Annotated in this window: 22 protein-coding genes and 1 pseudogene; 14 read left to right on the top strand and 9 right to left on the bottom strand. The window is 48.0% G+C overall.

All coding sequences use genetic code 11. The features are described from left to right. Window positions 1-100 precede the first annotated feature (100 nt). From TOLA_RS07500 to TOLA_RS07485, 4 genes are read left to right on the top strand one after another with little or no spacing between them, the layout of a single operon-like run. The gene (locus TOLA_RS07500) at window positions 101-1,621 is read left to right on the top strand and encodes an ABC transporter ATP-binding protein (protein ID WP_015878557.1); all 1,521 of its coding nucleotides are present in this window, start codon (window positions 101-103) and stop codon (window positions 1,619-1,621) included. Window positions 1,622-1,627: 6 nt separating this feature from the next. Continuing rightward, a complete protein-coding gene (locus TOLA_RS07495) occupies window positions 1,628-2,698 on the top strand; it encodes an ABC transporter permease (RefSeq protein WP_015878556.1) in 1,071 nt (356 codons plus the stop codon). Next, the gene (locus TOLA_RS07490; protein ID WP_015878555.1) at window positions 2,691-3,617 is read left to right on the top strand and encodes an ABC transporter permease; all 927 of its coding nucleotides are present in this window, start codon (window positions 2,691-2,693) and stop codon (window positions 3,615-3,617) included. Before TOLA_RS07495 ends, TOLA_RS07490 begins: the two co-directional genes overlap by 8 nt. A 25-nt stretch (window positions 3,618-3,642) precedes the next feature. Further along, window positions 3,643-4,725: a BMP family ABC transporter substrate-binding protein gene (locus TOLA_RS07485; RefSeq protein ID WP_015878554.1), complete on the top strand. Its 1,083-nt coding sequence runs from the start codon at window positions 3,643-3,645 to the stop codon at window positions 4,723-4,725. Between the two features lie 76 nt (window positions 4,726-4,801). Here the strand turns inward: TOLA_RS07485 and TOLA_RS07480 are convergent, their stop codons facing one another. Then, a complete protein-coding gene (locus TOLA_RS07480; RefSeq protein ID WP_015878553.1) occupies window positions 4,802-5,992 on the bottom strand; it encodes an amino acid aminotransferase in 1,191 nt (396 codons plus the stop codon). Between the two features lie 108 nt (window positions 5,993-6,100). Further along, entirely contained in the window at window positions 6,101-7,024 is a 924-nt protein-coding gene (locus TOLA_RS07475) for a hypothetical protein (RefSeq protein ID WP_148210429.1), read from the bottom strand. 444 nt (window positions 7,025-7,468) lie between these two features. Between TOLA_RS07475 and TOLA_RS16890 the strand changes: the two genes are divergently transcribed. From TOLA_RS16890 to TOLA_RS16965, 3 genes and pseudogenes are all read left to right on the top strand, one after another. After that, on the top strand, window positions 7,469-7,825 hold the full coding sequence (locus TOLA_RS16890; RefSeq protein WP_083757749.1) for a thioredoxin domain-containing protein: 357 nt from the start codon (window positions 7,469-7,471) through the stop codon (window positions 7,823-7,825). A gap of 138 nt (window positions 7,826-7,963) precedes the next feature. Continuing rightward, complete coding sequence (locus TOLA_RS07465; protein WP_015878551.1) at window positions 7,964-9,100, top strand: ISAs1 family transposase; 1,137 nt, start codon at window positions 7,964-7,966, stop codon at window positions 9,098-9,100. A gap of 11 nt (window positions 9,101-9,111) precedes the next feature. Further along, window positions 9,112-9,240: pseudogene (locus TOLA_RS16965) on the top strand (thioredoxin domain-containing protein); the annotation flags it as partial. A 161-nt stretch (window positions 9,241-9,401) separates the two neighbouring features. Here TOLA_RS16965 and mukB read toward each other — a convergent pair. From mukB to TOLA_RS07445, 4 genes are read right to left on the bottom strand one after another with little or no spacing between them, the layout of a single operon-like run. Further along, window positions 9,402-13,844, bottom strand: coding sequence for a chromosome partition protein MukB (mukB, locus tag TOLA_RS07460; protein ID WP_015878550.1), 4,443 nt, complete (start codon window positions 13,842-13,844; stop codon window positions 9,402-9,404). Beyond that, on the bottom strand, window positions 13,841-14,563 hold the full coding sequence (gene mukE / locus TOLA_RS07455) for a chromosome partition protein MukE (RefSeq protein WP_015878549.1): 723 nt from the start codon (window positions 14,561-14,563) through the stop codon (window positions 13,841-13,843). The genes mukB and mukE overlap by 4 nt, the downstream gene beginning before the upstream one ends. Beyond that, entirely contained in the window at window positions 14,544-15,881 is a 1,338-nt protein-coding gene (gene mukF / locus TOLA_RS07450; RefSeq protein ID WP_015878548.1) for a chromosome partition protein MukF, read from the bottom strand. The genes mukE and mukF overlap by 20 nt, the downstream gene beginning before the upstream one ends. 16 nt (window positions 15,882-15,897) lie before the next feature. Continuing rightward, on the bottom strand, window positions 15,898-16,665 hold the full coding sequence (locus TOLA_RS07445; RefSeq protein WP_015878547.1) for a methyltransferase domain-containing protein: 768 nt from the start codon (window positions 16,663-16,665) through the stop codon (window positions 15,898-15,900). 94 nt (window positions 16,666-16,759) lie between these two features. On the opposite strand from TOLA_RS07445, the gene elyC reads away from it, so the two are divergent. From elyC to pfkA, 3 genes are all read left to right on the top strand, one after another. Then, window positions 16,760-17,515 carry an envelope biogenesis factor ElyC gene (elyC, locus tag TOLA_RS07440; protein WP_015878546.1) on the top strand — a complete coding sequence of 252 codons (756 nt, stop codon included), beginning with the start codon at window positions 16,760-16,762 and terminating at the stop codon, window positions 17,513-17,515. Between the two features lie 186 nt (window positions 17,516-17,701). After that, window positions 17,702-18,457: a triose-phosphate isomerase gene (tpiA, locus tag TOLA_RS07435; RefSeq protein WP_015878545.1), complete on the top strand. Its 756-nt coding sequence runs from the start codon at window positions 17,702-17,704 to the stop codon at window positions 18,455-18,457. A 165-nt stretch (window positions 18,458-18,622) separates the two neighbouring features. Then, the gene (pfkA, locus tag TOLA_RS07430) at window positions 18,623-19,585 is read left to right on the top strand and encodes a 6-phosphofructokinase (RefSeq protein ID WP_015878544.1); all 963 of its coding nucleotides are present in this window, start codon (window positions 18,623-18,625) and stop codon (window positions 19,583-19,585) included. A 45-nt stretch (window positions 19,586-19,630) separates the two neighbouring features. Here the strand turns inward: pfkA and TOLA_RS07425 are convergent, their stop codons facing one another. Both TOLA_RS07425 and TOLA_RS07420 read right to left on the bottom strand, forming a co-directional pair. Further along, complete coding sequence (locus TOLA_RS07425; protein WP_015878543.1) at window positions 19,631-21,262, bottom strand: DUF2813 domain-containing protein; 1,632 nt, start codon at window positions 21,260-21,262, stop codon at window positions 19,631-19,633. Between the two features lie 259 nt (window positions 21,263-21,521). Further along, window positions 21,522-22,283: a TSUP family transporter gene (locus TOLA_RS07420; RefSeq protein ID WP_015878541.1), complete on the bottom strand. Its 762-nt coding sequence runs from the start codon at window positions 22,281-22,283 to the stop codon at window positions 21,522-21,524. Window positions 22,284-22,417: 134 nt separating this feature from the next. On the opposite strand from TOLA_RS07420, the gene TOLA_RS07415 reads away from it, so the two are divergent. Genes TOLA_RS07415 through TOLA_RS07405 form a run of 3 tightly spaced genes read left to right on the top strand, consistent with a single transcriptional unit; the run spans window position 22,418 to window position 23,598 of the window. Next, window positions 22,418-22,669 (top strand): VF530 family protein, encoded by a 252-nt coding sequence (locus tag TOLA_RS07415; RefSeq protein WP_015878540.1) that lies wholly within the window; start codon window positions 22,418-22,420, stop codon window positions 22,667-22,669. A gap of 6 nt (window positions 22,670-22,675) precedes the next feature. Beyond that, window positions 22,676-23,191 carry a YgjP-like metallopeptidase domain-containing protein gene (locus TOLA_RS07410; RefSeq protein ID WP_015878539.1) on the top strand — a complete coding sequence of 172 codons (516 nt, stop codon included), beginning with the start codon at window positions 22,676-22,678 and terminating at the stop codon, window positions 23,189-23,191. A 53-nt stretch (window positions 23,192-23,244) separates the two neighbouring features. Continuing rightward, window positions 23,245-23,598 carry a DUF2750 domain-containing protein gene (locus TOLA_RS07405; protein WP_015878538.1) on the top strand — a complete coding sequence of 118 codons (354 nt, stop codon included), beginning with the start codon at window positions 23,245-23,247 and terminating at the stop codon, window positions 23,596-23,598. Between the two features lie 48 nt (window positions 23,599-23,646). On the opposite strand, the gene TOLA_RS07400 is transcribed toward TOLA_RS07405, so the two are convergent. Continuing rightward, on the bottom strand, window positions 23,647-24,549 hold the full coding sequence (locus TOLA_RS07400) for a DMT family transporter (RefSeq protein ID WP_015878537.1): 903 nt from the start codon (window positions 24,547-24,549) through the stop codon (window positions 23,647-23,649). Window positions 24,550-24,691: 142 nt separating this feature from the next. On the opposite strand from TOLA_RS07400, the gene rsxA reads away from it, so the two are divergent. Then, window positions 24,692-25,273, top strand: a complete 582-nt coding sequence (gene rsxA / locus TOLA_RS07395) for an electron transport complex subunit RsxA (RefSeq protein ID WP_015878536.1) — start codon at window positions 24,692-24,694, stop codon at window positions 25,271-25,273. Window position 25,274: the final 1 nt, after the last annotated feature.

Below are 25,274 nucleotides of genomic sequence, written 5' to 3'. Positions count from 1 at the left end.
ATCAGTGAATTTACATGCAGAAAAAATGGCAAATTGGACAATTTTTTGCTTAACTCGCACATCAATTTTTTACACCCGCAAACGGAGTGTCGTAAAGAGGATGACAACACATCATTACCAGCTTGAATTGTGGGATATCACTAAGCAATATCCCGGCTGTCTTGCGAACAACAAGATCAATTTGAAGCTCGAACGTGGTGAAATCCATGCACTATTGGGTGAAAATGGTGCAGGAAAGTCAACCTTGGTCAAAATCATTTATGGTTTGGTGACCCCGGACAGTGGTTCCATCGTGTGGGATGGGCAGGAGTTGCAAATCCGCTCTCCTTCTCATGCGCGTGAATTGGGCATCGGTATGGTGTTTCAGCATTTTTCGCTGTTCGAAACACTGACCGTCACGGAAAACATCGATTTGTGTTTAACCCCTTCAATGCGGGAACAGATTGGTGATCTAGCAGGACGCATCCGTGAGCTGTCGGGAAATTACGGATTGAATATTGATCCAGATCGTTATGTGTTTAGCTTGTCCATGGGCGAACGCCAACGAGTCGAAATTCTTCGCTGTCTGATCCAGCAGGTAAAATTACTCATTCTTGATGAACCAACTTCCGTGCTGACACCGCAGGAAGTGGATAGTCTGTTTGTAGTATTACGCCAGCTGGCTTCGGATGGCTGCACGATCCTGTTTATCAGCCATAAACTGAAAGAAGTGACTGCACTCTGCCATAAAGCAACAATATTGCGTGGCGGACGAGTTACCGGTGCCTGCGTGCCTGCAAATGAAACACCGGAAAGTATCGCCCGCATGATGGTGGGTGACAGTGCTATTGCCGAAACTTACGAACGTCGTTCCAGCAAGAAAATTAATCTTGCGGTGAAAGACCTCTCTCTGCCGGCACCGAATCCGTTTGCCTGTGCCTTGAAACAGCTTAATTTTTCCCTGCGTGGCGGTGAAATTCTCGGTATTGCCGGGGTCGCCGGTAACGGACAGGAAGAACTGTTAAGCGTACTGAGTGGCGAATGGCTCAGCCCTCATAGTGATCAAATCATTATGAATGGCAAACCCGTCGGACGCCTGAAAGTCGGTAATCGCCGTCAGCTCGGTATGGCTTATGTTCCGGCAGAACGTCTGGGGCATGGTGCCGCGCCGAAAATGAGTCTGCGCGAAAACCTGCTGCTAACAAATGCGACACTGGGGTTAAAACGCTGGGGTTGGGTGAAATGGAACAAAGTTTCTGCCCGTACCCGCGATGTGATTGAGCAACATCAGGTGAAATGTCATAACGAACATGCACCGGCGCACTCACTGTCCGGCGGTAACCTGCAGAAGTTCATCATTGGTCGTGAACTGGCTCTTGAGCCTAATGTGTTTGTTTGTGCTCACCCGACCTGGGGGGTAGATATTGGCGCAGCAAATGCGATCTATCGTGAACTGATGGAACTGCGCGATCGTGGCGCAGCAATAGTCGTAATCTCTGAAGATCTGGATGAACTGTTCCTGATCAGTGACCGTATTGCCGCCTTGTTTGATGGCCATCTGTCACCTCTGGTTAAAACACAGGAAACCAGCACGAATCAGATCGGTCAGTGGATGGCCGGACAATTTCTGGAGCAGGAATAAACCACCATGTGGCAATTTCAACCTCGTACTTTTATCCCATGGTATCTGCAGCTGGTTTCACCGCTGATCGCGGTGTGCCTGACTATTCTGCTGGGAATGGGATTATTTAGTTTTCTGGGCAAAGATCCGCTGCATGCTATGTATGTGTTCTTTATCAGCCCACTTTCCGATGGTTACAACGTCGGTGAGTTATTAGTCAAAACCGCGCCGATGCTGCTTTGTGCGGTCGGTCTGGCGCTGTGCTATCAGGCTAATCTGTGGAATATCGGTGCCGAAGGCCAGCTGTTGCTGGGCGCGGTAGTCGGTAGTGCAGTCAGTCTGCAATTTGCAGACTCTTCCATGAGTGTCTGGCTGGCGATGATCGCCGGAGTCCTGGCCGGGATGGCATGGTCAGGGATTGCGATTGCATTGCGGCAGTGGTTTAACAGTAACATCATTCTGACCACCATCATGCTGAACTACATTGCACTTTATACACTGCAATGGGCTGTGCATGGTCCGCTGAAAGATCCGGAAGGCATGGGTTTCCCTGAATCAGCCTTGTTTGCGGATACACAGTTACTGCCGATTCTGATTGAAAATACCCGTGTCCATCTGGGTGTGCTCTTTGCATTGCTGGCAGCAATTCTGTCCTGGATCTTACTGCGCTTCAGCTGGCTGGGTTTCCAGATCCGGGTATTAGGTCATGATGAGTCATCGGCACATTATGCCGGTTTCTCCATCCGTCGCTTACGCTGGGGAATTATGCTTTTTTCCGGTGCGCTTGCCGGTCTGGCTGGTGCCAGTGAAGTATCAGGCCCGATTGGTCAGCTGATTCCTGCGGTCTCTCCCGGTTATGGTTATGCCGCAATCATCGTGGCATGGCTGGGGCGTTTGCACCCGCTTGGCATGTGTGTATCCGGTCTGTTCCTGGGGCTGATTTACATGGGCGGTGACATGGCTCAGATTGAGCTTGGTGTACCTACCGCTATTACCGGTCTGTTCCAGGGCTCATTATTGTTCCTGTTGCTGGCAAGCGATTTTCTGTTGCGCTATCGCCTGGTTAAAGTGAAGTCGAAGGAAACTCAGAATGGATAATGAACTGCTTCTGCAAATTCTGACGGCAGCCATTAAAACCGGAACACCGTTGCTGCTGGTTGCCCTGGGTGAAATGATTTGTGAGAAATCAGGTGTCCTGAACCTCGGTCAGGAAGGCATGATGCTAATGGGTGCGGTATGTGGTTTTATCGCCACATCAAACACAGGTTCTCTCGTCTTTGGCATCATGATGGCCATGCTGGCAGGAACCCTGATGTCACTGCTGTTTGGTGTGATCAGTATGCACCTGCGGGCCAATCAGGTTGCTACCGGCCTGGCTCTGACTATTTTTGGTACCGGTCTGAGCGCCTTTATCGGCTCCACTTATGTCGGCCAGACGGTTAAAGGTTTCCAGGCGTTTGTTATTCCGGGTTTATCAGATATCCCTTTCATCGGTGCTCTGCTTTTCAAACATGACCCGCTGATTTATCTGAGCTGGTTGCTTGCCATCGTGGTTGGCTGGTTCTGTGTTAAAACCCGCGGTGGTCTGATTCTGCGTGCTGTGGGCGAAAACCCGCATAACGCGAATGCCATTGGTTTACCGGTGCTTAAAGTCCGTTATCTGGCAATTCTGTTCGGTGGCGCAATGGCTGGTCTGGCCGGTTCTTATATGTCGCTGGTTTATACTCCGATGTGGATGGAAAACATGACCGGTGGTCGTGGCTGGATCGCATTGGCACTGGTTGTTTTCGCTTCCTGGAAAACCAAGAACCTGATACTGGGTGCTTACCTGTTCGGTCTTGCCAGTATTATGCATCTGGTTCTGCAGGGCTTGGGCATGAAAATATCCCCTAGCCTGCTGGCAATGCTGCCGTATCTGGCGACGCTAATTGTAATGATTTTTATCGGTTCTAACCGGATGAAAGAAAAACTGTCTGCCCCTATGTCGTTGGGTCAGACTTTTGATTCCAGAGTATAATTTTTCATTGATCGGAGAAATACGCATGAAGACAAGGATTTTTCGTTTACTGGCTGTAGCCGCATTAACTGCTGGCTGCTCTATTGCTTCAGTTTCAGCCGCAGAAGAACCAATGAAAGTTGGTTTTATTTACGTTGGCCCAGTTGGTGATCATGGCTGGAGCTATGAGCACGACCGTGCACGTAAAGAACTGGAAAAAGCGCTGCCAGGTCAGATTACAACTACTTTCGTGGAAAACGTAGCCGAAGGTGCCGATGCTGAACGTGTCATCACTCAGCTGGCTAAGAGTGGTAACAAAGTCATCTTCACCACTTCTTTCGGTTTCATGAACCCGACGCTGAAAGTAGCGAAAAAATTCCCTAACGTGATTTTTGAACATGCGACTGGTTACAAACGGACTAAAAACGTAGGTACTTATATCCAGCGTGCATATGAAGGCCGTTATGTTGCCGGTGTTGCGGCTGGTATGCTGACCAAGTCCAACACTATCGGTTACATTGCTTCCTTCCCTATTCCTGAAGTATATCGTGACATCGATGCCGTATTCATGGGTGCCAAGTCTGTTAATCCAAATGTAAAAATCAAAATCGTTTGGGTTAACTCCTGGTACGATCCGGGTAAAGAAACTGACGCAGCAAACACGCTGATCGATCAGGGTGTAGACGTACTGATGCAGCACACAGATAGCCCTGCGCCAATGATGGTTGCTGAAAAACGTGGTATCCGCGCCGTTGGTCAGGCTTCAGACGTTTCTCATTACGGTCCTAAAGCGCATATCTTCTCTATCGTTGATAACTGGGAACCACACTACCTGAAAACTATTCAGGCAGTTAAAGACGGTAGCTGGAAGCCACAGGACTACTGGGGTGGTTTTGCTGAAGACGTCGTGAAACTGGGTTCTATCAATGACAATCTGCCACAGAACGTCAAAGATGCGATCAACACGACTTACACCAAAATCAAAACTGGTGAACTCAAACCATTCACTGGCCCGCTGAAAGACAACACTGGTAAAGAAGTGGTTGCGGCTGGTCATTCAATGACCGATGCAGAACTGGCTCAGATCAACTGGTTTGTTGAAGGCATCGACGCTACTGTTGCTAAATAAATCCGCTGATTATTATCAGAATAAAAAAAGCCCTGAATACAATTCAGGGCTTTCTAGTCGAATGGTTACTGATTAATCAGATAACCGCAGCAATACCGTCAATCAAGGCATCAATGTTGTTTTTAGTCATACCGGCAACACTGATACGGCCTGAACCGACGATATAAATCGCAAATTCTTTATTCAGGCGCGTAACCTGTTCTTTGTTCAGTCCGGAGAATGAGAACATACCATTCTGTTCAGTGATGAAATTGAAATCCTGTTTGATCCCTTTGGCTTTCAGTTTCTGAACAAACAATTCACGCATTTCCCAGATACGATCACGCATTGCTTTAACTTCAGCAACCCATTCTGCACGCAGTGCAGGATCTTTCAGCACAGTAGCAACAACAGCTGCACCATGTGACGGTGGATTGGAGTAGTTTGCACGGATAGTCGTTTTAACCTGACTGAACGCACGCAATGCGATTTCAGCGTCAGTAGTTACAACAGTAATAGCACCAACACGCTCATTGTATAAGCCGAAGTTTTTAGAGAATGAACTGGCAACCAGTAATTCTTTATTGTACTTGGCAAAGGTGCGTAAACCAGCCGCATCTTCTTCTATGCCACTACCAAAACCCTGATAGGCAAAATCGAAGAATGGCAGTAATTTGCGTTCAGCACAGAATTTTGCCAGTACTTCCCATTGTTCCAGTGATGGATCAACACCGGTCGGGTTATGGCAGCAACCATGCAGCAGAACAACATCACCAGGCACTGCTGCAGACAAGGATTCCAGCATACCGTCAAAATCCAGATTCTTCCCGGCTGGATCGTAGTAACAGTATTCAGCAGTTTCCATTCCGGCAACACCAAATACCTGGAAATGGTTTACCCAAGTCGGATTAGAGATCCAGACCTTTTTAGAAATTCCCTGACGGAACAGGAATTCAGCACCAATACGCAGAGCACCCGTACCACCCGGTGCTTGTGCTGTTTTAGCACGTTTGCTGGTCACGATCTCATGATCAGCGCCAAACAGCAGTTCCTGTACCAGCTGTGCATACTCAGCATTACCTTCAATGCTCAGATAGTTTTTAGTGGTTTCAGTTTCCAGCAGAATTTTTTCTGCCTTCTTAACACAGTTGAGGATTGGCGTGGCACCAGCTTCATCTTTATAAATGCCGACACCCAGATTGATTTTGTTAGTACGCGGGTCATTACGGAATTCTTCGGTTAAACCCAATATCGGGTCGGCCGGAGCCTGTGTCACCTTCTCAAACATGGTTCGTCCTGTTTTCTGTTTGGCTAGTTGGGGGGATGAGAACATGCGTCTCTTAACTTTGCTATTTATAGCACTGCACGGATAAAGCCACTATAGCAAATTAAAAATCTATAATTCATGAACCCATTTTTTTGCATATACCATGACTTGCTGCGGTATTTTTCGCTGATTTTCGATTAAAAACTGCAGGTTGATTTGCTGTTTCCGGGACAGAGTTGACACCGGCCATTTTTCATCCGGCTCCAGTGCCCGACCTAATAATCGTAGATAATCAGGCCAGTTTTCAGGTAAATACAAGGAAAGTGGTCTTTGCAACCGCTCAGCAAACTCTGCCGATTTTCTGAGGCTATCCGGGGAAAGATCAGCAAACTGACTCCAGTGAATATCATCCGTCAGAGCACGGAGCAGATGTTCCGCCATCATCGTATCTTTTAATGGTGCGTGCAGCAGCAAGGTATCCGGAGGCAACATCATACTGACAAATGCATCCCGGTTATCAACCGTGATCACATGCCGGGGCGGCGTATTTTTCCAGAGGATCTTTTTAATATCCGGGATAACCCGTTCCGGTATGACCACCTCTCCCCACACACTGAATAACGTACTGACATCAATCAGCTCGCCGGATTGCATAAAAATACTGCAAGGCAGATTACAGCGTAATAACAGGTAACTATCCCGATGTAATGTTATCTCGTGCTCACGCATCTGTTCTTCAGAAATCCTGCGATCCTGATTCAGCAGGAAAGAGAGAATGCGGCTATTACATTTCTCCGGTAACTGGATATCCAGCTGATGCAGCAATGACTCCAGTGAAGAGTCACCATGCGCCACCAGATGCTGCCGGAAATACTGTTCTCCTTCAGCCGTCAGCTGATAAACCCCCTCGCCCTGAGCTGTCACCCAGCCATGTTGCAGCCAAAGATTCAGCTGGATGATCGCCCACCGCTTGTGCACCCGGATTTGTCGTTTACTCAGCAAACGTTCCATCAAAGTGGCAGAGGCGGTATTCAGGGGTTCGGTTTTGCTCATCATCTGTCTACAACACGCTTTCTGTCTGTTATTCAGAGTGTTGCACAGTTTGTGGCACACCTCCACTTCCCGCTCCAGAAATTCAGAGTCACTGGTTCAATCAATAGCCCGGCTGACATAACTCAACTCACTAAAAACTGACTTCGATCAAAAGCCTAGATTGAAACCCGTTCTGGATGAGACTAGGATGAAATACATCTGTCTTATCTGACAGGAATAAGCCCAGATCGCATTTGTGTGGTCCTGCGGTAGCTTTGCCTGACCAGAAATGGAATATGGAAAAATTCCGTATAACCACGCCAGAGTCATATAAATTACGAAATGATTATTGATAAGACATTGTTAAATGGTTACTGCAAATTCCGTTTCCACACTGAATTCTAAACTTGAAATAGAGCTGTTTTGAACTCATGTTGTAACTACACTCCTCGCTGAGATTTCATCATGACTGACTCATTTATTCAGATTGTTTGTCCTAGTTGCAGTGCAATTAATAGAGTGCCAAGTTTAAAACTCAATGATCACCCGTTATGCGGTAAATGTAAGAAAGGATTGCTTTCTGCTTATCCAATCATGGCTAATGATCAAAACTTCAGCCGTTTTATTGAAAAAAATGATTTACCCGTGGTAGTCGATTTCTGGGCATCTTGGTGTGGCCCTTGCCAGCAATTCGCACCTGTATTTAGTCAAGTATCCGATGAAATGGCGGCTCAAGCGTGCTTTGTTAAATTAGACACTGAAAATAATCAAATTACAGCAAGCCGCTATCAGGGCGAAAGCATGAAAGCCCTTGCTGCGTAAGGCTTTGCGAGCAGGTCATTTTTTGAAATCTAACCTTATTTTTAGCTGAATTTATTCTTTATTAAAACTATTTTTTCGATCGATTTGACGATCCTCTCTACCTGTGATCTTATCCTTTCTTTTGCAGGATAATTCACCATGAACGGACTCAGCCTCTTGGACCATATCTCTATTATTCACGACCACCGCCAATCCTGGAAAATCAGTTATAGCCTGACGGATATTTTATTCCTGACGGTCACCGCTGTGATTGGTGGCGCAGAAGGCTGGGAAGAAATAGAGGATTTTGGCGAAGACCATCTGGACTGGTTGCGGTTGTACGGTGATTTTGAAAATGGTATTCCCTCGCACCATACGATAGCCCGTGTCATGGGCATGTTATCCGGAAAACAGCTGCAGAAATTATTCATCACGTGGATGCAGGACTGTCACACCTTAACAGAAGGTTCTGTCGTTGCGATTGATGGCAAATCGCTACGCGGTACCTACGACAAGTCAAAACGCGATAATGTGATCCATATGGTCAGTGCCTTCAGTGCCGAAAATCAGGTGGTGTTGGGCCAATTAAAAACCGCGACAAAATCCAATGAAATCACCGCCATTCCTGAATTACTTCAATTACTTGAGCTGAAAGGATGCATCGTGACACTGGATGCGATGGGATGTCAGCGAAAAATTGCTCAGGAAATTATCAGGAAGAAAGCCGACTACTTATTGGCAGTGAAAGGCAATCAGGGCAAGCTGGCTGATGCGTTTGATAACTGGTATTCGCCTGCGATGTGGACAGGTGAAAAATACGAAAGCTACAGCACACAGGAAAAAGGACATGGCCGTCAGGAAACCCGTTTAAGCATCGTCAGCCATGATTTAACGCCATTAGGTGACCTCGCGTATGATTGGCCGGAACTGAAAACCATCGGTATTGTTGCCACGATACGGCAGGAGAATGGTGAAGCCTTTGACCCGAAAAACTTTGTGTTGCGGTATTACATCAGTTCTGCAGAACTGTCAGCGAAAGCATTGCTGGAATCCACCCGGGCTCATTGGTCCATAGAGTCGCAACTGCATTGGCGTCTGGATGTGGCGTTCCGTGAAGATGAATGCCAAATCACCCGGGGCGAAGCGGGCGAGAATCTGGCGGTATGCCGTCATATTGCGATCAATTTACTGACAGCGGACAAGAGTTTTAAAGCGGGTATAAAACGGAAACAAAAACGGGCCGGAAGGAATAATGAGTACCTCTCGCAACTCCTTGCAGGCTGCGGTGCTTCATGATTTTGCCCTGAAGCCGCTATCAAATTCGTTCGATTCCAACGCTAATGATATTTCATCATGGTAAAGAAATTGCTCGACTATCGGGCGCTTTGCCTAAAGCCCAGTTTAAACAATGGTTACAGCAAAACTTATCAGCCTGAATTGAGTTTGATAAACAACCATTTACCAAAAATTTAAACCCGTTCACTTAGTTCAGGACTTCACCCACTTTTTCGGACACGCATTGATAAATAATTCGTTATTCGGATTAGCGCAGATTCATAATCAAAAACAAAGGCAGCCGAAGCTGCCTTTAAATTTGTTATGCGGCTTCAGTATTGCCACCAAAACCACGCAAACCAACCACATGCACATGTTCCTGCTTACCATGTACCTTACGGATCAATTTATACGTAGTGCCTTTTTCCGGACTGATATTTTCCGGTGCTGCAATCAGCAACTGCATATCCTGCCGTTCGCACAGTTCGAACAGCGTCGCGATCGATTTGGCATCCAGACGCGCCGCTTCATCAAGGAACAACAAGCGGCACGGTTCCAGTTCACTGCTGCGCAGACGGCGGTTTTCATCTTCCCAGCTCTGCAGCACCATCAGCAGAATCGCCTGACCAGTACCGATAGCCTCGCCGGTAGACAATGCCCCACTCTCGGCACGCAGCCAGCCATCAACACCACGCAATACCTCAATTTCGAGTTCGAGGTAGTTGCGGTAATCAAGTAACGCCTCGCCTAATACCTGGAAGCTGCGATCACCCTGATCGATATGCGGATTCAGACGCTGGAACAGTTTGGCCATTGCTTCAGAAAAGGTCAGCTCATTGCTGGCGAACAGATCCTGATGCTGCTGCGCATGTTCACCCAGTGTCTGGAGCATACGGGCATACGCTTCACGCACATTCACATTGAGACGGACACCGCGCACCTGACCAAAGGTAATGTTCTGCAATCCCTGGTTCATGACACGGATACGGTTCTGTTCACGACGGATGATATTGGTGATCTTCGCTGCCACTTCATGTGATGACAGAGACAAATGCGTTTCACGTTGTTTCAGCTCATCCGCCAGACGCGCCAGTTCAATTTCCATCTCTTCAATCGCATCAATCGGATCATCAGAACGGATAATGTCATGACGGATACGATCTTTAAGATAACGATAAATCTGAATATAGAACTGCACTTTCTGCTCGGTCTGACGATTACCTTCAGACAACCGTAAGGTGTCACGCAGAGAGTCATCACCGGCTACAGCCAGACGCAAAGCCCCCAGAGACTTATCGGACATAGAACGCAGCTCTTCGGCATCCAGATAGGCTAACTCCCGGCGATTAAGCTGTTTCTCAACACTATTAGTGCGTGCCAGTGTCAGAACACGGCTCCAGGTCTTCTTGTGCTCGAGTAACAAATGACGGGCAGCCCGGTACTCTTTATTCTCGGCAGTAAAGCGCTGATTCAGGCTGTCAATATCCCGTCGGCAGATCTGATATTGCGTTTCAGCCTGCGTACGGCGGCTGCGGGTGCGAACCAACTGATCTTCCAGATCACGCTTTTTACTTCTTGCCTGATCTTCCATATCCGCCGCAATCTGCAGACCCATTTGCTGCAGTTCACGTTCGAATTCCTGCAGCGTCTGTGTTTTTGCCTGCAAGCTGGAATTCAGCGCGGTCTGCACCTGGATCGCGTCCTGATACCGCTGAACGATCTGTTTCAGCTGTTCTGTCAGTTGACGACGTAATTGTTCTGCGTCGGCCAGTTTCTGTTTCAGACGTTCGCTGATCTCGGAGGTCTGTCCCAGCAGGCTTTCCGCATCGTGATAGGCAAAATAAGTGCGACGGGCAAAGAGTTCATCCAGTGCAAATGCCTGACGACGAACATCAGTTAGCTGCTGTTCTGCAGCGAAGCCTGCCTGCTGCAATTCATCATATGCCGCCGGATCTTCACGTAGTGCATCCAGCATCGTTTCCAGTTGCCGGCACGCTTTATCATGCTTATCCAGGAACTGTTGTGCCTGATGACAGGATTCAGATTCTGCCTCAGCCTGCACCAACCGCTCATTCAATGACGTATCAAACAACAGACTGAACTGAGACTGCAGACGGGCAACCAATTGCTGTTGCTGCTGTAATGCGGTCAGACGCTGGCGATATTGATGTTCATTCTGCTGCTGTTGCTGCAGATTATTCTCTGCCTGACGAATTTCAGTTTGTAAAACAGCCAGTGCCGCTTCCGGATCAGCCTCAAAAGCCACATGCAGGTGTTCGGTCATGAACTGGCTTAAATGGTGATACAGGCGATTCTGCTTCTGCTGCTCGAAAGCAGATTTGGCATAAGCTTCAACTATTTCATCACGCTGCGCAGATAGCAGCTCAATGCGTTGCTCCCGTGCAGCACGACCGAATACCGGTACTTCCGGATGACGGGAATAGCGGACCTCACGCTGACTGGTACGCACCAGAACCGCTTTATCAAATTCGCTGGCATCATGCAGGTTTTCATCAAATGAATCAGGGTTACCCTGGATCAGATAGATATCTTCCGGCAAATCACTCAGTGTATTGAGATGCGTGATCGCCCCTTCCAGATCCACCACGACGATGGCACTGCGGGCAGGACCAAATAACGCGGAATAGTACGGCGCATCTTCAAGAGAAATATCGTCATAAACATCGGTCAGCAATACACCGCCCAGTTGTTCACAGATACGCACCATCTGCGGATCTTCGTTACCGGCAAATTGCTGCAGGTTACGGAGTTGCTGCTCCAAGGATTCTTTCTGCTGCTGTAACTGGCGTTTTTCCTGTTCCAGGCCACGTTCCTGTTCCAGTGTACGCTGCAGTAACTGACTAATGGCGACCGGAGAATCCAGCGTCTCGCCAGTCATTTCCTGCAGTTTTTCCAGCTTTTCATGGGCCACCAGCCAGGCGGGTGCTTTTTTGCGCAGTTGTTCGATCTGCTGGCGGGTTGCATCCAGCTGATGATGAACGCGGATGCGATCCTGCTGATCACGCTCCAACTGCTGCTGCAGATCATCCTGTTGTTCTGTCAATGCAGCCGCTAGCTCACCAAGCTGCTCGTTATCAGTCAGGTCATATTTAGTGCCCTGGCTTTCCAGCTGGCGTAACAGTTGTTCCTGAATGGCAATCAGCGCATTTTGCTGTTCCAGATCGCGACGGATATCCTGCAGAGCCCGTTCCGCCTGCTGACGACGAGCCAGCGCAGCCCGATAGCTCCGGGCCTGTTCAATCACGCTCTGAGCCTGTTCCCATGCCTGCTCACGGGAAACAGGTCCGGTGATTTGCTGTAAGGCAATAAACGCTTTTTCATACTGATCTGCCGCTGCTTTCGCCAGTCGCAACCGTTGCTGCAATGACAATACCTGATCAGTAGCCTGTTGTTCCTGATCACGCAGTGTCTGTTGGAAACCAACAACATTGTCAGGAGTCAGATCTGGCAGGTCACACAGCTTTTGTGCCTGTTCCAGCGCGTTGACTGCCTGACGGTACTGGATCGCCCGGGTTTGCTGTACATCCAGAGCCTGCTGGTAATCAGCCAACTGGCTTTTCAGGCTGTCAGCTTCATCTTCGCTTTGCCCTTTACGGATTTCCAGCTCGGTTTTTTCTTCAGCGAGTTCTGTCGTAATGGCTGATTGTTCTTCGGCCTTCAGAGTCAGATCTTCAACATCTTCGCGGTACTGAACAATTTTATTCGTCAGTCCGGTTGCCGCCATGACCTTAGCAAGGTGCTCGGCTGCTAGCTCCAAATCTTCCGTCAGATGTTTTTCACGCGCAGTCATCTGCTCAGCTTCTTCGGCAAGATAAATGGCACGCTGCCGTTCTTCACGGATCAGACGTTGCTTATCCTGCAGTTGCTTACGGCCATGCAGCGCCAGTTCTGACAGACGGTTTTTCTCGCTCTGATTACGCACATAGTCGGCAGCCACATAGTTTGTGGTTTCGGTGATCAGATGGCGGAATAAATCACGCTGAGCCTGTGTTTCTTTAATCGCATCCAATGTACGGCGATTTTCATGAATCGCAGCTTCCATATCCTGGAATGCCTTACGCACACCGGAGTTTTCCGGCAGCAGGTATTCACGCAATGAACGACTGATAGATGATGAGATACCACCATACAGTGATGCTTCGATCAGTCGGTAGAATCTGGAGCGATCACGCTGATCACGCAGCTTCTTCGCTGTGACGCCGTACTCAAACATCACGTTGTGATAATCGGTCACCGAATTGAACTTAACAAAACGGATAGCGCCCAGTTCAGCTGCCTGTTTACGCAATTCATTGAACGGACGTACTTTTGCCTTGTCGCCATCCAGCTTTTCCAGCAGGAAATCGGTTGGTTGCAACGAATCAGGTACATCCAGCATGCAGAATGGTGTGATATTTACTTTGTTATCACGGTTAGCGACCTGTTCTAAATGCACGCCGAACCACAGACGTTGCCCTTTCGAGTTACGGACATCGATCATCGAATAGCAATGACCACGCTGCAATTTGCCATATAAGCCGCGATCACGACTGGCAGAGGAACTTCCCGCTTCAGTGGTATTACGGAAATGCAGCAGGGTCTGATCAGGAATCAATGCCGTAATCAGCGCGGCCATACTGGTTGATTTACCGGCCCCGTTACCGCCGGACAATGTCGTCACCATCTGATCCAGCTCAAAGGTACGGGCAAAAAAGCCATTCCAGTTGATCATGGTGAAAGAGAGAAACTTACCGCGCGTGATCATATATCCAGCCCCAATTGCTCTTCGTCTTCTTCTGCTTCATCCAGTGAATCCCATACGGTTTCACGGGTTGGTAATTCATCATCATGTAAAATTGCTTCACCTTCACGGATCATGCGCAGTTGTACTGCCCGCGGATCTTCATCGGTGCGAACATCAGCCGCAAAACGGAAGACCGCTTCATTAACCCGGAATTTGTCGCCGGTACCCAGTGCTGTCACCATTCCCAGACGACGCAGGCGGCGCATAGAGGTACGAATCCGTTCCTGTAATTTTTTCTTATCTAAATCGGTACCACCACTACGCTGGTTTACCATACGCAGCAACTGACGTTCATCCGCCAGTGACACGATCTCTTCCTGCAGATCCTGCAGTGAGAATATGCCCTCATTAGCCAGTCGTTCCGGGCTCAGATAGAGATAGCAGAGTACTTTACCCACCAGCATATCGAGTTCTGATAATACGGAAGTACTGATTTCAGAGGTCGAGCGTGGTCGCAGATAGAAGAAGCCTTCAGGTGCCTTGATTAATTCAACCTGATAGCGATTGTAAAAAGTCTCAAGCTCATCGTGGTAATCCAGCAGATAGGAATGACTATCCAGATCATCAGCACTGATATGCTTGCCACTACGTAAAGCAGTATCCAGTTTAGGAAATAATGGGTTAGCGATTGCCTGCGCCAGACGCAGAGCAATAGGAAGTTCAGTATTGATCAATGACATGAGCCTGCACCTTGGCGCCTGAATTGTTAATAGGTTTCCACTTAGGATGACGTACTCCGCCCAGTTCAGCGGCTGAGTAACCAAGACGTACCGCCTGATCCACCAGCATACGTGCAACATCAAAATGCTGATATTCAGGATATTGCTGCAGATAATCCTTCAGGATGTCTGCCATATCGAGCGGTTTCCCATGTACCTGGAAATCAGAAAGATAAACGCCGATGTGGTCTGAAAGTTTTTCATCCAGTACCTGAATTTCCTGAAACTCCAGCATGGCAGGTAAATCACCGGTGATCTCATCGTTATGCAGCACCAGCGTTTCGTCCCGCAATTCCAGCAGACGATTTTCCTGTGCCACCAGCAGCAACCAGTTGTGGTTATCAAAATCACGGATAGATTCACGAAGGCGCTGGCTGAATACGCGGTTTTTATCCATATCAATCGCATTACGGATAAATTTATGCACATGCCGGTCGTAACGAGCCCAAAGCTCAATACATTGCTGACCCCAGCTGAGAATGGCATCAATACGACTCTGCAGATCAAACGTCAGCTGTTCCACCAGCACGGATGAAATAGCCTGAGCACGGGAGGTTTCCTGAATGTTCAGCAGACCGGATTGTAACTTATGCCCGGCGGCATCCAGTGTATCCTGCAGCTCACGTAAGGTTTGCCCGGTCTCCCGCAGCAATTTCTCACAGTTGTGAATAGCCTGCGTCCAGTTCTGATTTAAAAGATCAGCAATATCGGCTTTTACCTGATTTTGTTGATCATCCATAGCCCTTTGAGTCAGATCGATACGGCTCAGGATCTCTTCAACGGAATATTTCAGACGTGGATAGACTTCGGTATCCCAGGCAGATTCGTCAGTAGCATGCAGCGCTGCGGCATAAGCTTTATCCAGCTCTCCGGCAACCTGTTCCAGCAGCAGTGATAGCTTCACACTGTTGACCTGTTGCTGATCAAGATAAAACTCAATAATGCCGATAGCGAGCCGGGTCAGACGGTATACACTTTCGCCCGCTACCGGATCGGTATTAAAGCGAGAGAGTAGTCGTTGCCGGACCAGTTCATTGATCGCGTTATTAGCACGTACTGTCAGAGTCTCATCCATCAGACCATATAACTGACTTACATAACTAAATGCATCGTGTAGTGTCGCTTCGCTTAATTCCTGCGTTTGCTCATCCCGTGCCATTGAGGAAATAGCGATCAAAAACGCCAGTCGTTCATTACCAAGATGAAGTTCCAGCTGTTCCTGTTTCACCCAACCCACCAGTTCCGGCAGGCTGCGCTCAGGCCTAAGTTGTTGGTTCATTATAGTCTCTTATCAATCACGGCTTACTGGCCAGCAGGTGCATGTAACGCCCAAGATGGACAAACGGTTCCTGCTGACAATAACGTAATTCCATTTCCAGTAAATCGGAAAACTTTTTGTGCTGATCTTCTTTGTGACGCATGTAATCGTGGATCACCCGTACACCGCTGCGGCACAGCAGCGGCATTCCCCACTCCTCCAGCCATTTATAGACATCTGCCGGTGCTTGCGGGTTAGTCGGTGTCAGCTTCTGCTGGCGTTTTTTTACCAGACCAGCACGGATATAGTCAAAATTGCCGACCACCAGACTCTGAAACAGTAACGCATCGCGGTTATAAAACAATAATGAAAACAGCCCGCCCGGTTTCAGATAGTTCAGCAATCCTGCCAGCGTTTGCTTTGGTTCCGCCAGCCATTCAACGACAGCATGGCACAACACAAGATCGAAACTACCATGCACATGAACAGGCAGATCCTGTATTGAGCAATGTACCAGTCTGATACGGTCCGTCAGTTTCTTTTCCGCGATTTGCTCTTTCGCCAGTGCCAGCATATCGGCTGAAAGATCACATAATGTGACATCGTGCCCCAATGCGGCCAGTTTCTGGGCAAAAAACCCAAAACCACCACCGGCATCCAGAATCCTCAGTGGCCGATCACCAAGTTGTGCCAGTCCCTGCTCCAGATCACGCCAGACAACAGCTGTACGTATTTTCCCTTTGCTGGTGGCATAAATGTTCTGTGCAAATTTTTCTGACAGCCCGTCAAATGAGTGATCCGACATATACGAATGTTCTGCTGTAACTAATAAAAAAGGCCGCTATTCTGTCACAAGCAGTGAAAACGGGGAATTTTGATCGTCAAATCGGGATGAATATATGATTTTTATGCTTAAAAAATGGCTCGGACTATTTCTGATGCCGCTGCCATTTTGCGCTTTGCTACTGTGTACCGGGTTATTACTGCTATGGCTGACCCGCTGGCAGAAAAGTGGCAAATTGCTGGTCTCGGTTGCCACGCTATTACTGGTGACCTTCTCACTACGCCCGGTCAGTGTCGGCTTGAACCGTCCTCTGGAGCAGCTTTATCCTCCTTTCCCGGAAGGACAAACCGTTGACTTCATTATTGTGCTGGGTCACGGCCATGTATCTGACCCATCGGTTCCGCTTAACAGTCAGCTAACTGAAGCGGCTTCAGCGCGCATACAGGAAGCATTACGCATCAAGCGACTAAATCCAAAGGCACATATGATTTTCTCCGGCAGCATTGCCGGTGATCCGGTATCAGGCGCGCAGATGTATGCCCGGGTGGCCGAAGCGAATGGCATATCCCGTAACGATATGACCTTGATTGAAAACGCCAGAGATACCGAAGAGGAAGTTGCGCTGGATAGCCAGCTGATCAGTAATCATCCCACAGCGCTGGTAACCTCGGCATCGCATATGCCTCGCGCTATGAGCTTATTCAGAGATACCGCAGCAAATGTCATTCCGGCACCGGCTCAGTATGTCGGACGCCTGGTTCAGGGGGATATTCCACTATATGGGTATTTACCATCCGGTCGTTATCTGATGTACTCTGAAATGGCACTGCACGAATGGATTGGAACGCTGTGGAATCGCATTCGTAACTGACTTGTTAATTATCCGGCGACTTTTTAATCGCTTTCGTTACATGAAGGTGAAGTTTCTGCTAACAACAAGTAAGAAGAATAAAAATTTACTGGCAGTAACAAAATGGCGTCTATTCGTCAGGCGTCACTCCTTCTATAATGCGGTGCAAATACTTATAACCATCAACAATTCTGAGGATACAGCGAAATGAGACAACCACTGATCATGGGTAACTGGAAACTGAACGGTACTAAAGCTTCTGTTGAAGCGCTGATCAACGGCCTGAAAGCGCCGGCAGCTGCTGCAGCAAATGTTGAAGTGGCTGTTTGCCCTTCCGTTATCTTCCTGGGTCAAGTTGAACAGCTGACTGCCGGTTCTGCGATCAAATTCGGTTCACAAGATGCTGACCTGCACACTGCTGGCGCTTTCACCGGTGAAAACTCTCCGGTTATGCTGAAAGAATTCGGCTGTAAATACGCTCTGGTTGGTCACAGCGAACGTCGTACTCTGCACGCAGAAACTGACGCTGTTGTTGCTGCAAAATACGTTGCAATTCAGGCTGCTGGCCTGATCCCTGTTCTGTGCATTGGTGAAACTCTGGAACAGTTCGAAGCAAACGAAACTAATGCTGTTGTTGAAGCTCAGCTGAAAGCTGTTATCGACGTTGCTGGTATCGAATCTTTTGCTAACGCAGTTGTTGCTTACGAACCAGTATGGGCTATCGGTACCGGTAAAACTGCTACTCCTGAAATCGCTCAGACTGTACACGCTCACATCCGTGCTTACCTGGCTGGTTTCAACGCTGCCGTTGCTGCTAAAGTACAGGTTCTGTACGGTGGTTCCATGAACGCTGCAAACGCTGCTGAACTGCTGGCTCAGACTGACATCGACGGTGGTCTGATTGGTGGCGCATCTCTGAAAGTAGAAGATTTCTCTACTATCATCGCTGCTGCAGCTAAGTAATATTTTTTACAAGGCATCCCGATAAGGGGTGCCTTGTTCTGTATTACACAGTCTGGATATGGACTAGGGTGACTATCGAGACAGCTGATATAATCATAAATACAGGCTATGTGTAGTACGTAACTCAAGAATTTGTTTTTTGTATTTCATATGTAGAGGCACACTATGATCAAGAAAATTGGTGTTTTAACCAGTGGTGGTGATGCACCAGGTATGAACGCGGCGATCCGTTCTGTAATTCGTGCTGCGCTGGCCAAAGGTATCGAGGTTTATGGTATTCACGACGGCTATCTGGGCCTGCATCGTGACCGTATCGAAAAGCTGGAGCGCCGTAGCGTTTCAGACATCATTAACCGTGGTGGCACCATGCTGGGTTCTGCTCGTTTCCCTGCTTTCAAAGAAGAAAGTGTACGCCGCGAAGCGATTGCAAACCTGAACAAACACGGCATCGAAGCACTGGTTGTTATCGGTGGTGACGGTTCTTACATGGGCGCCAAGAAACTGACTGAAATGGGTTACCCATGTATCGGTCTGCCAGGCACTATCGACAACGATATCGCTGGTACTGATTTCACTATCGGTTTTGATACCGCACTGAACGTCGTCATGGAAGCGATTGACCGTCTGCGTGATACCTCTACTTCCCACAAACGTATTTCTGTGGTTGAAGTTATGGGCCGTCACTGTGGCGACCTGGCAATGGCAGCTGCTGTTGCTGGTGGTGCAGAATTCGTTATCGTGCCGGAAAAAGGCTTCAAGAAAGAAGACCTGCTGGCAAACATCGATGAAGGTATTGCAAGCGGCAAACGTCATGCAATCATCACTATTTGTGAACACGTTACCGATGTTAACGCGCTGGCAAATCTGATTGAGCTGCATACCGGTCTGGAAACCCGCGCGACTATCCTGGGTCATATTCAACGTGGTGGTTCGCCAACCGCTCGTGATCGTATCCTGGCCAGCCGTATGGGTGCCTACGCCGTTGATCTGCTGATCGAAGGTCAGGGTGGTCGTTGTATCGGTCTGCAGAGAAATGAACTGGTACACCACGACATCATCGACTGTATCGAGAACATGAAGCGTCCGTTCAACGAAGAACTGTATAATCTGACTAAAATTCTGTTTTAATCAGCTATCTGCTCCGAATGAAGCCTTCCTCTCCGGAAGGCTTTTTTATGCCTGCTGTCTGGCCAGATCGACAACCCGATCAAACATCTTCTGCAACAGTACAGGCACACTATCTGCCCCTCTCTGCATGGCTTCTTCTATTACGGCCAGCGCCATGCCCGGTTTTGAACGGCGCGATACAGCCCGGTCGATGATTTTGTTAACCGGCAAATTACGCATATCCCTGAGCGCGGCTTCACGGCGATATACATCTTCAAACCCATGCGCATACAGGAAATGTTCAATATCTCGGTTTGGTAACAGGGTCAGACCACCACCACTACGCTCACTGCGCTGATGTTCTTCCGTTAATAAGCGTCTGGCGCCATGAATATAACGAACCCCCGCTTCATCACCATCTGCCAGCATATGCCAGTTAATGCCCAGATCGTTTGCCAGCTTGATTAATGGACTATACCCGCATTGTGCATATTCGATAATACGCACCCCTTCGCCCGGAAGATGATAGCCGCATAACAGAGCCAGTTCGGATAACAACCACAGCTCGGTTTCTCCTTCCACCAATAACCAGCAGCGGGCAAACAGCGACATAGGGCGGTTAATACGAACGTGAAAGGTTATTTTGCGTAAGTCATCGGCCGAGAACCTGTTTTCATCCATCAGATAACTGCGGGTCGTGTTATTGATGCGAACCAGACGGCGGATCTGACCTAATGGCAACGTTGCCAACAGATCACCAGAGTTGGTAGTCAGAATTTTCTGCCCCGGAAGTTGCTGAATCAGCCCCCAGGCAATCGACATCATTGTCGGGTGTAAGCGGCTTTCCGGATCTTCCAGAATATAGATAGGTCGGGCCTCACTTTCCAGCTCCCGTCCGGAATGGGCTGCCAGCAGTGCATGGCCGATACGTGACAGCATTTGTTGCATGGTGTCATTATCCATATTCCGCAACAAGTCATGCCAATCGGTTAATCCGTGGAGCACACCTGGCTGATTGATAATATCGCGCTGACTGCGCTTGGTGCGATGCGGCACGTTCATGAAATAACGATCCAGCAGATACTCTGCCGCATGAACCCCTTCGGTTATGTGCTGCTGCCGCTCAGGTGTACAGTCCTGCAAAAGGTCTGATATATCTTCTACGAACTCGTCAGTGTCCGTTGTTGGCCCGGATAAACCACTGATTGAGCGAGAATCACGCAAACGCAATACCGGATTCATTGAACTTAACAGACGAACCAGTTCATCACTGTTATCGCCCAGTACCCTGGTACCATGCGCATCTTCGAAATAGTGTTCAGAGGTAACACCATCAGCATGCAGACGGGCTTTAGCGATGTAATGGATACGGTGAAACATATCCAGATGATGATGGGTCCATACCGCGGATAAGCGGTTAAGACGATGTGAATGCTGACTGATACCCGGACGATGCTCACGGAATGTCAGACAAATGGTAAGTTCCTGCTCATTGGCACCATCACAGGCGGCGCGGTAAAAATCTTCCGCAACAAATTGATAGGGTAATGCATCATGCCCCATGAGACTCCAGAGCGCCCGCAGCAGACTGCTCTTACCCCAGGCATTTTCCCCGATCAACGCGGTAGTCTGTCCTAACCTGACAGATAGCCTGGAGATACCACGGAATCCCGTTATATCGATTTGTTCCAGAAACATAAGGCATTACCAGCGTTTATTTTTAAATATAACTGACTGATAGCAAAGCCGCCTTCTGTTCTGCAAGAACAACCTTAATTATCTTTCGCTGACCTTGACAGGCATCAAGTTCGGTTGGTTCACTGGCGATAATTCGTACTGCCACAAACTAAACCACATATGGCGCTGGCGAATCTTTTTACGACGTAATTTCATAGGCACTCTCCTTGGTTACCTAATAGAGAGTGCCCGTAACAGATGACAAAATGATGACTAACAATTAACCAGCATAATGTTGCCAAAGCAGTCTGGCCGACATAATCAAAGACATCGTCACCAGTAAGGGACGAATAATCTTACTCCCCTTACTCACCACCATTTTTGAACCAAGACGGGCACCGATAAACTGCCCTACACCCATAATGATGCCCACTTGCCAGAGAATTTTTCCACCCAGCATAAAGAAAATGAGTGAAGCAATGTTCGAGGTGAAATTAAGCAATTTGCTATACGCGGTTGCCTTGGAAAGATTAAACCCTGCGAGAGCAACAAATGCGATAGCAAAGAATGAGCCGGTGCCGGGACCAAAGAAGCCATCATAAAACCCGACACCTAACCCAACTAATAAAGAAAACAGAGAAAAATTGATCCGTTGCTGGCGATCTTCTTCACCAATGCGGGGGGAAAAGATGAAATACAGCGCAAAGCCTATCAGCATGAAAGGAATGGCTTGTTTTAATGCCGAAGGGTCAATCTGCTGAACCAGCAAGGTACCTAGTGCACTGCCGATAAAGGTAAAAAAGATGCCATTTCTGATCAGTTTCAGATCGATGTAACCACGGCGCAAGAAATAGAACGTGGCAGAAAAACTGCCAAAGCTGCTTTGTAGTTTATTGGTAGCCAACGCTTGTGCAGGTGAAATGCCCACACTCAGCAATGCCGGCACCGTTAATAAACCACCGCCACCAGCAATTGAATCGATAAAGCCAGCAGCAACGCCGCAGATGGCCAGCAAGATCAGGGTTGAAAGCTCTAATTCCATGATAATTATGATAGATGTGAAATGGTGATCATAATCACACAATTAAATCGCTATTTCTATTGCTGCTGATTTGCTATTTCAGTATTCATCTCCTAATCTGTCGGCCTGATTTTATTCGGTAGAAAATCTCGTATATGACTCAATTTCAATCCAAAGATCCGCTGCATGGCGTAACACTGGAGCGCATCGTTACGGAACTGGTTGAACATTACGGTTGGGATGTATTAGGCCAGCGTATTGATATCAACTGTTTCCAAAACGAGCCGAGTATTAAATCCAGTCTTAAATTCCTGCGACGGACACCATGGGCCCGGGCTAAAGTCGAAGAACTGTATGTGATAACGAAAAGTTCTCCCTGGGCTAAAAAAGCGCCGTCCGGAGAGTAAATCATCATGTCTGATTTAATGTATCTCAGTGGTTATCCGGAGCAACTACAGCAGCAGGTACGGCAGCTGATCCAAAAGCAGCAGTTGGGCACCTGGTTGGAAAAGCGCTATCCGGAAAAACACACGATACAGAGCGACTCGGCGTTATTTGATTATGTGACTGAGCTGAAAAACCGTTATATGCGGAATGTGTCCGCTATCAGCAAGGTTCGCTATGACAGCAAGTTATCGATAGTACATCATGCCCTGGGGCTGAATGTGCGCAAGGCCCAGTTACAGGGTAACAAGATCAAACGAAAGCATGACATCATCATTGCCAGCGTGTTCCGGGAAGCATCGCCGGAATTCTTGCGCATGATTGCGGTTCATGAACTGGCGCACCTGAAAGAAACACAGCACGATAAAGCGTTTTATCAGTTATGCGAGTATATGGAACCCTCTTACCACCAGCTGGAATTTGATTTCCGGATGTTCATGACTCACAGAGAGCTTATGAAGAAGAGTCAAAATACAGAAAGCTGAATTTTCCGCTACAATACACAATCGTTATCATCCACTGAATTTGGAACTTAAAAATGACCGACCATACTGAACTGCATATTCCGGAAAAATTTATCACTGAAGTGAAAGACAGCGGTGTTTTGTGGGGGCTGCAGGTTGAAGATGAATGGGTGGTTTGCGACTCCTCTGATGACGATGCGGTCGATGTAATGCCTTTGTGGTCATCTGAACGTGCCGCGAAACTGTTGTGCTGTGATGAATGGAAAGATTATGAACCGGCAGCCATCCCTCTGGATGAGTTTTATGATGAGTGGGTTAACGAGTTGCATGCTGACGGTGTACTGATTGGTGTGGAATGGGATGAAACACTGAGCGGTGCGGAAGTAGAAGTGATGGATTTCGCCCGGGCATTATCTCATTTCGAATAATGGCTGAAAGCACGGGGGGATTTCCTTCCCCTCGTGTGCTATCCCGCATTAAAGACTCTCCGGAACCTGTTCTCTTGCTGTCACGGCCACTTTTTCCGGCAACTGACTGATCACAACCCCGATAAACACAGCACCACACGCGACACACTGCCAGAAGTTTAACCGCTCATTCAATAGCCAGAATGCCAGTAATAAAGTAAACACCGGGATCAGATTAATGTAAGCAGTGGCCAGTGATACTGCTACTTTACTGATTGCCCAGTTATACAGCCAGTAAGCACCGATGGTTACTATTGTTGCCAGATAGATCAGGCTTCCCCACTGGAGCAGAGAAACATCGGCCGGCATTGCATGCTGTAATGCTAACGGTCCGAAAAAAAGACTACCGACAAAAGCCTGAAATGCCGTTAATACCAGAACGGAATAGCGGGATGATAGTCTGCGGATTGAAATTGAATAAACCGCACCACACAACATCGCCATAAACTCTAATGAATTACCCAATAATGGATTACTGGCTTGTTCATCACTCTGACCTGCCATACTCAATGCGGTACACCCCAGAATTGCGATAACAAAGCCGAGAATTTGTGGTTTTCCGATCCGTTCTTTCAATACAAGGAATGCGGCGATCGAGGCCAGAAGCGGTAATGTTGCTGTAATAACGCCCGCCTGCCCGGCGGTTGTATATTGTAGTGCAGAAGTCTCAAATAAAAAGTAGAGACAGGGTTCCGCAATTCCCATGATCACCAGCCAGCGCCAATCGCCGGCCTGATAACGAAATTGTAAAAGTTTCCGGCCGAAGAATAAAAAACAGCCGCTGGCAATCAGCATACGGATGAAAACAATCTGCGTGGGATGAAAGAAATCCAGCAGATATTTTAACGAGATAAATGCACTGGACCAAAGCAGCATGGCAATAGTAAGTGCCAGCATTGGAAGGACGCCCAAAATTACCTCCTGGATATGGGGCTAAAGAGAGCAAAGTCTAGCCGTTCGGTATACTAATATCCAGAAACCCTTCGGTTTAACGGTTGTTAAGCTTCGTACATACGAAGATAATATGCGGCGCTTGCAAGCTGAGGTATGTATCATGTTGGAATACCTGTTACTTTTAATTAGTACGGTTCTGGTTAACAATTTTGTTCTGGTTAAGTTTTTAGGATTATGCCCGTTTATGGGGGTATCCAAAAAAATTGAGCCTGCCGTAGGTATGGGTCTGGCAACCACATTCGTGCTGACTCTGACATCCGCTTTCGCATATCTGGTGCAGCATTATTTGCTGGTACCGCTTGCTGCAGAATCTCTCAGTACACTGGCTTTTATTTTGGTTATCGCTGTCGTTGTTCAGTTTACTGAAATGGTGATCCATAAAAGTGCCCCGGATCTCTATCGTATTTTGGGGATCTACCTGCCATTAATCACCACCAACTGTATTGTGCTTGGCCTGGCTCTTCTGAATATCACCATGCAGCATAATTTCATGCAGAGCGTGGTTTATGGTTTTGGCGGTGGTTTAGGCTTTATGCTGGTGTTGATTCTGTTTGCCAGTTTACGTGAACGACTGGCCGCCGCAGATGTCCCCGCGCCGTTTCAGGGTATTGCAATTGGGATGGTTACCGCCGGACTGATGTCACTGGCATTTCTTGGTTTTACCGGCCTGATTAAGCTCTAAT

The sequence above is a fragment of the Tolumonas auensis DSM 9187 genome (assembly GCF_000023065.1).
In the GTDB taxonomy this organism is placed as follows: Bacteria; Pseudomonadota; Gammaproteobacteria; order Enterobacterales; family Aeromonadaceae; genus Tolumonas; species Tolumonas auensis.
This window is presented reverse-complemented; position numbering and strand designations above follow the sequence as displayed.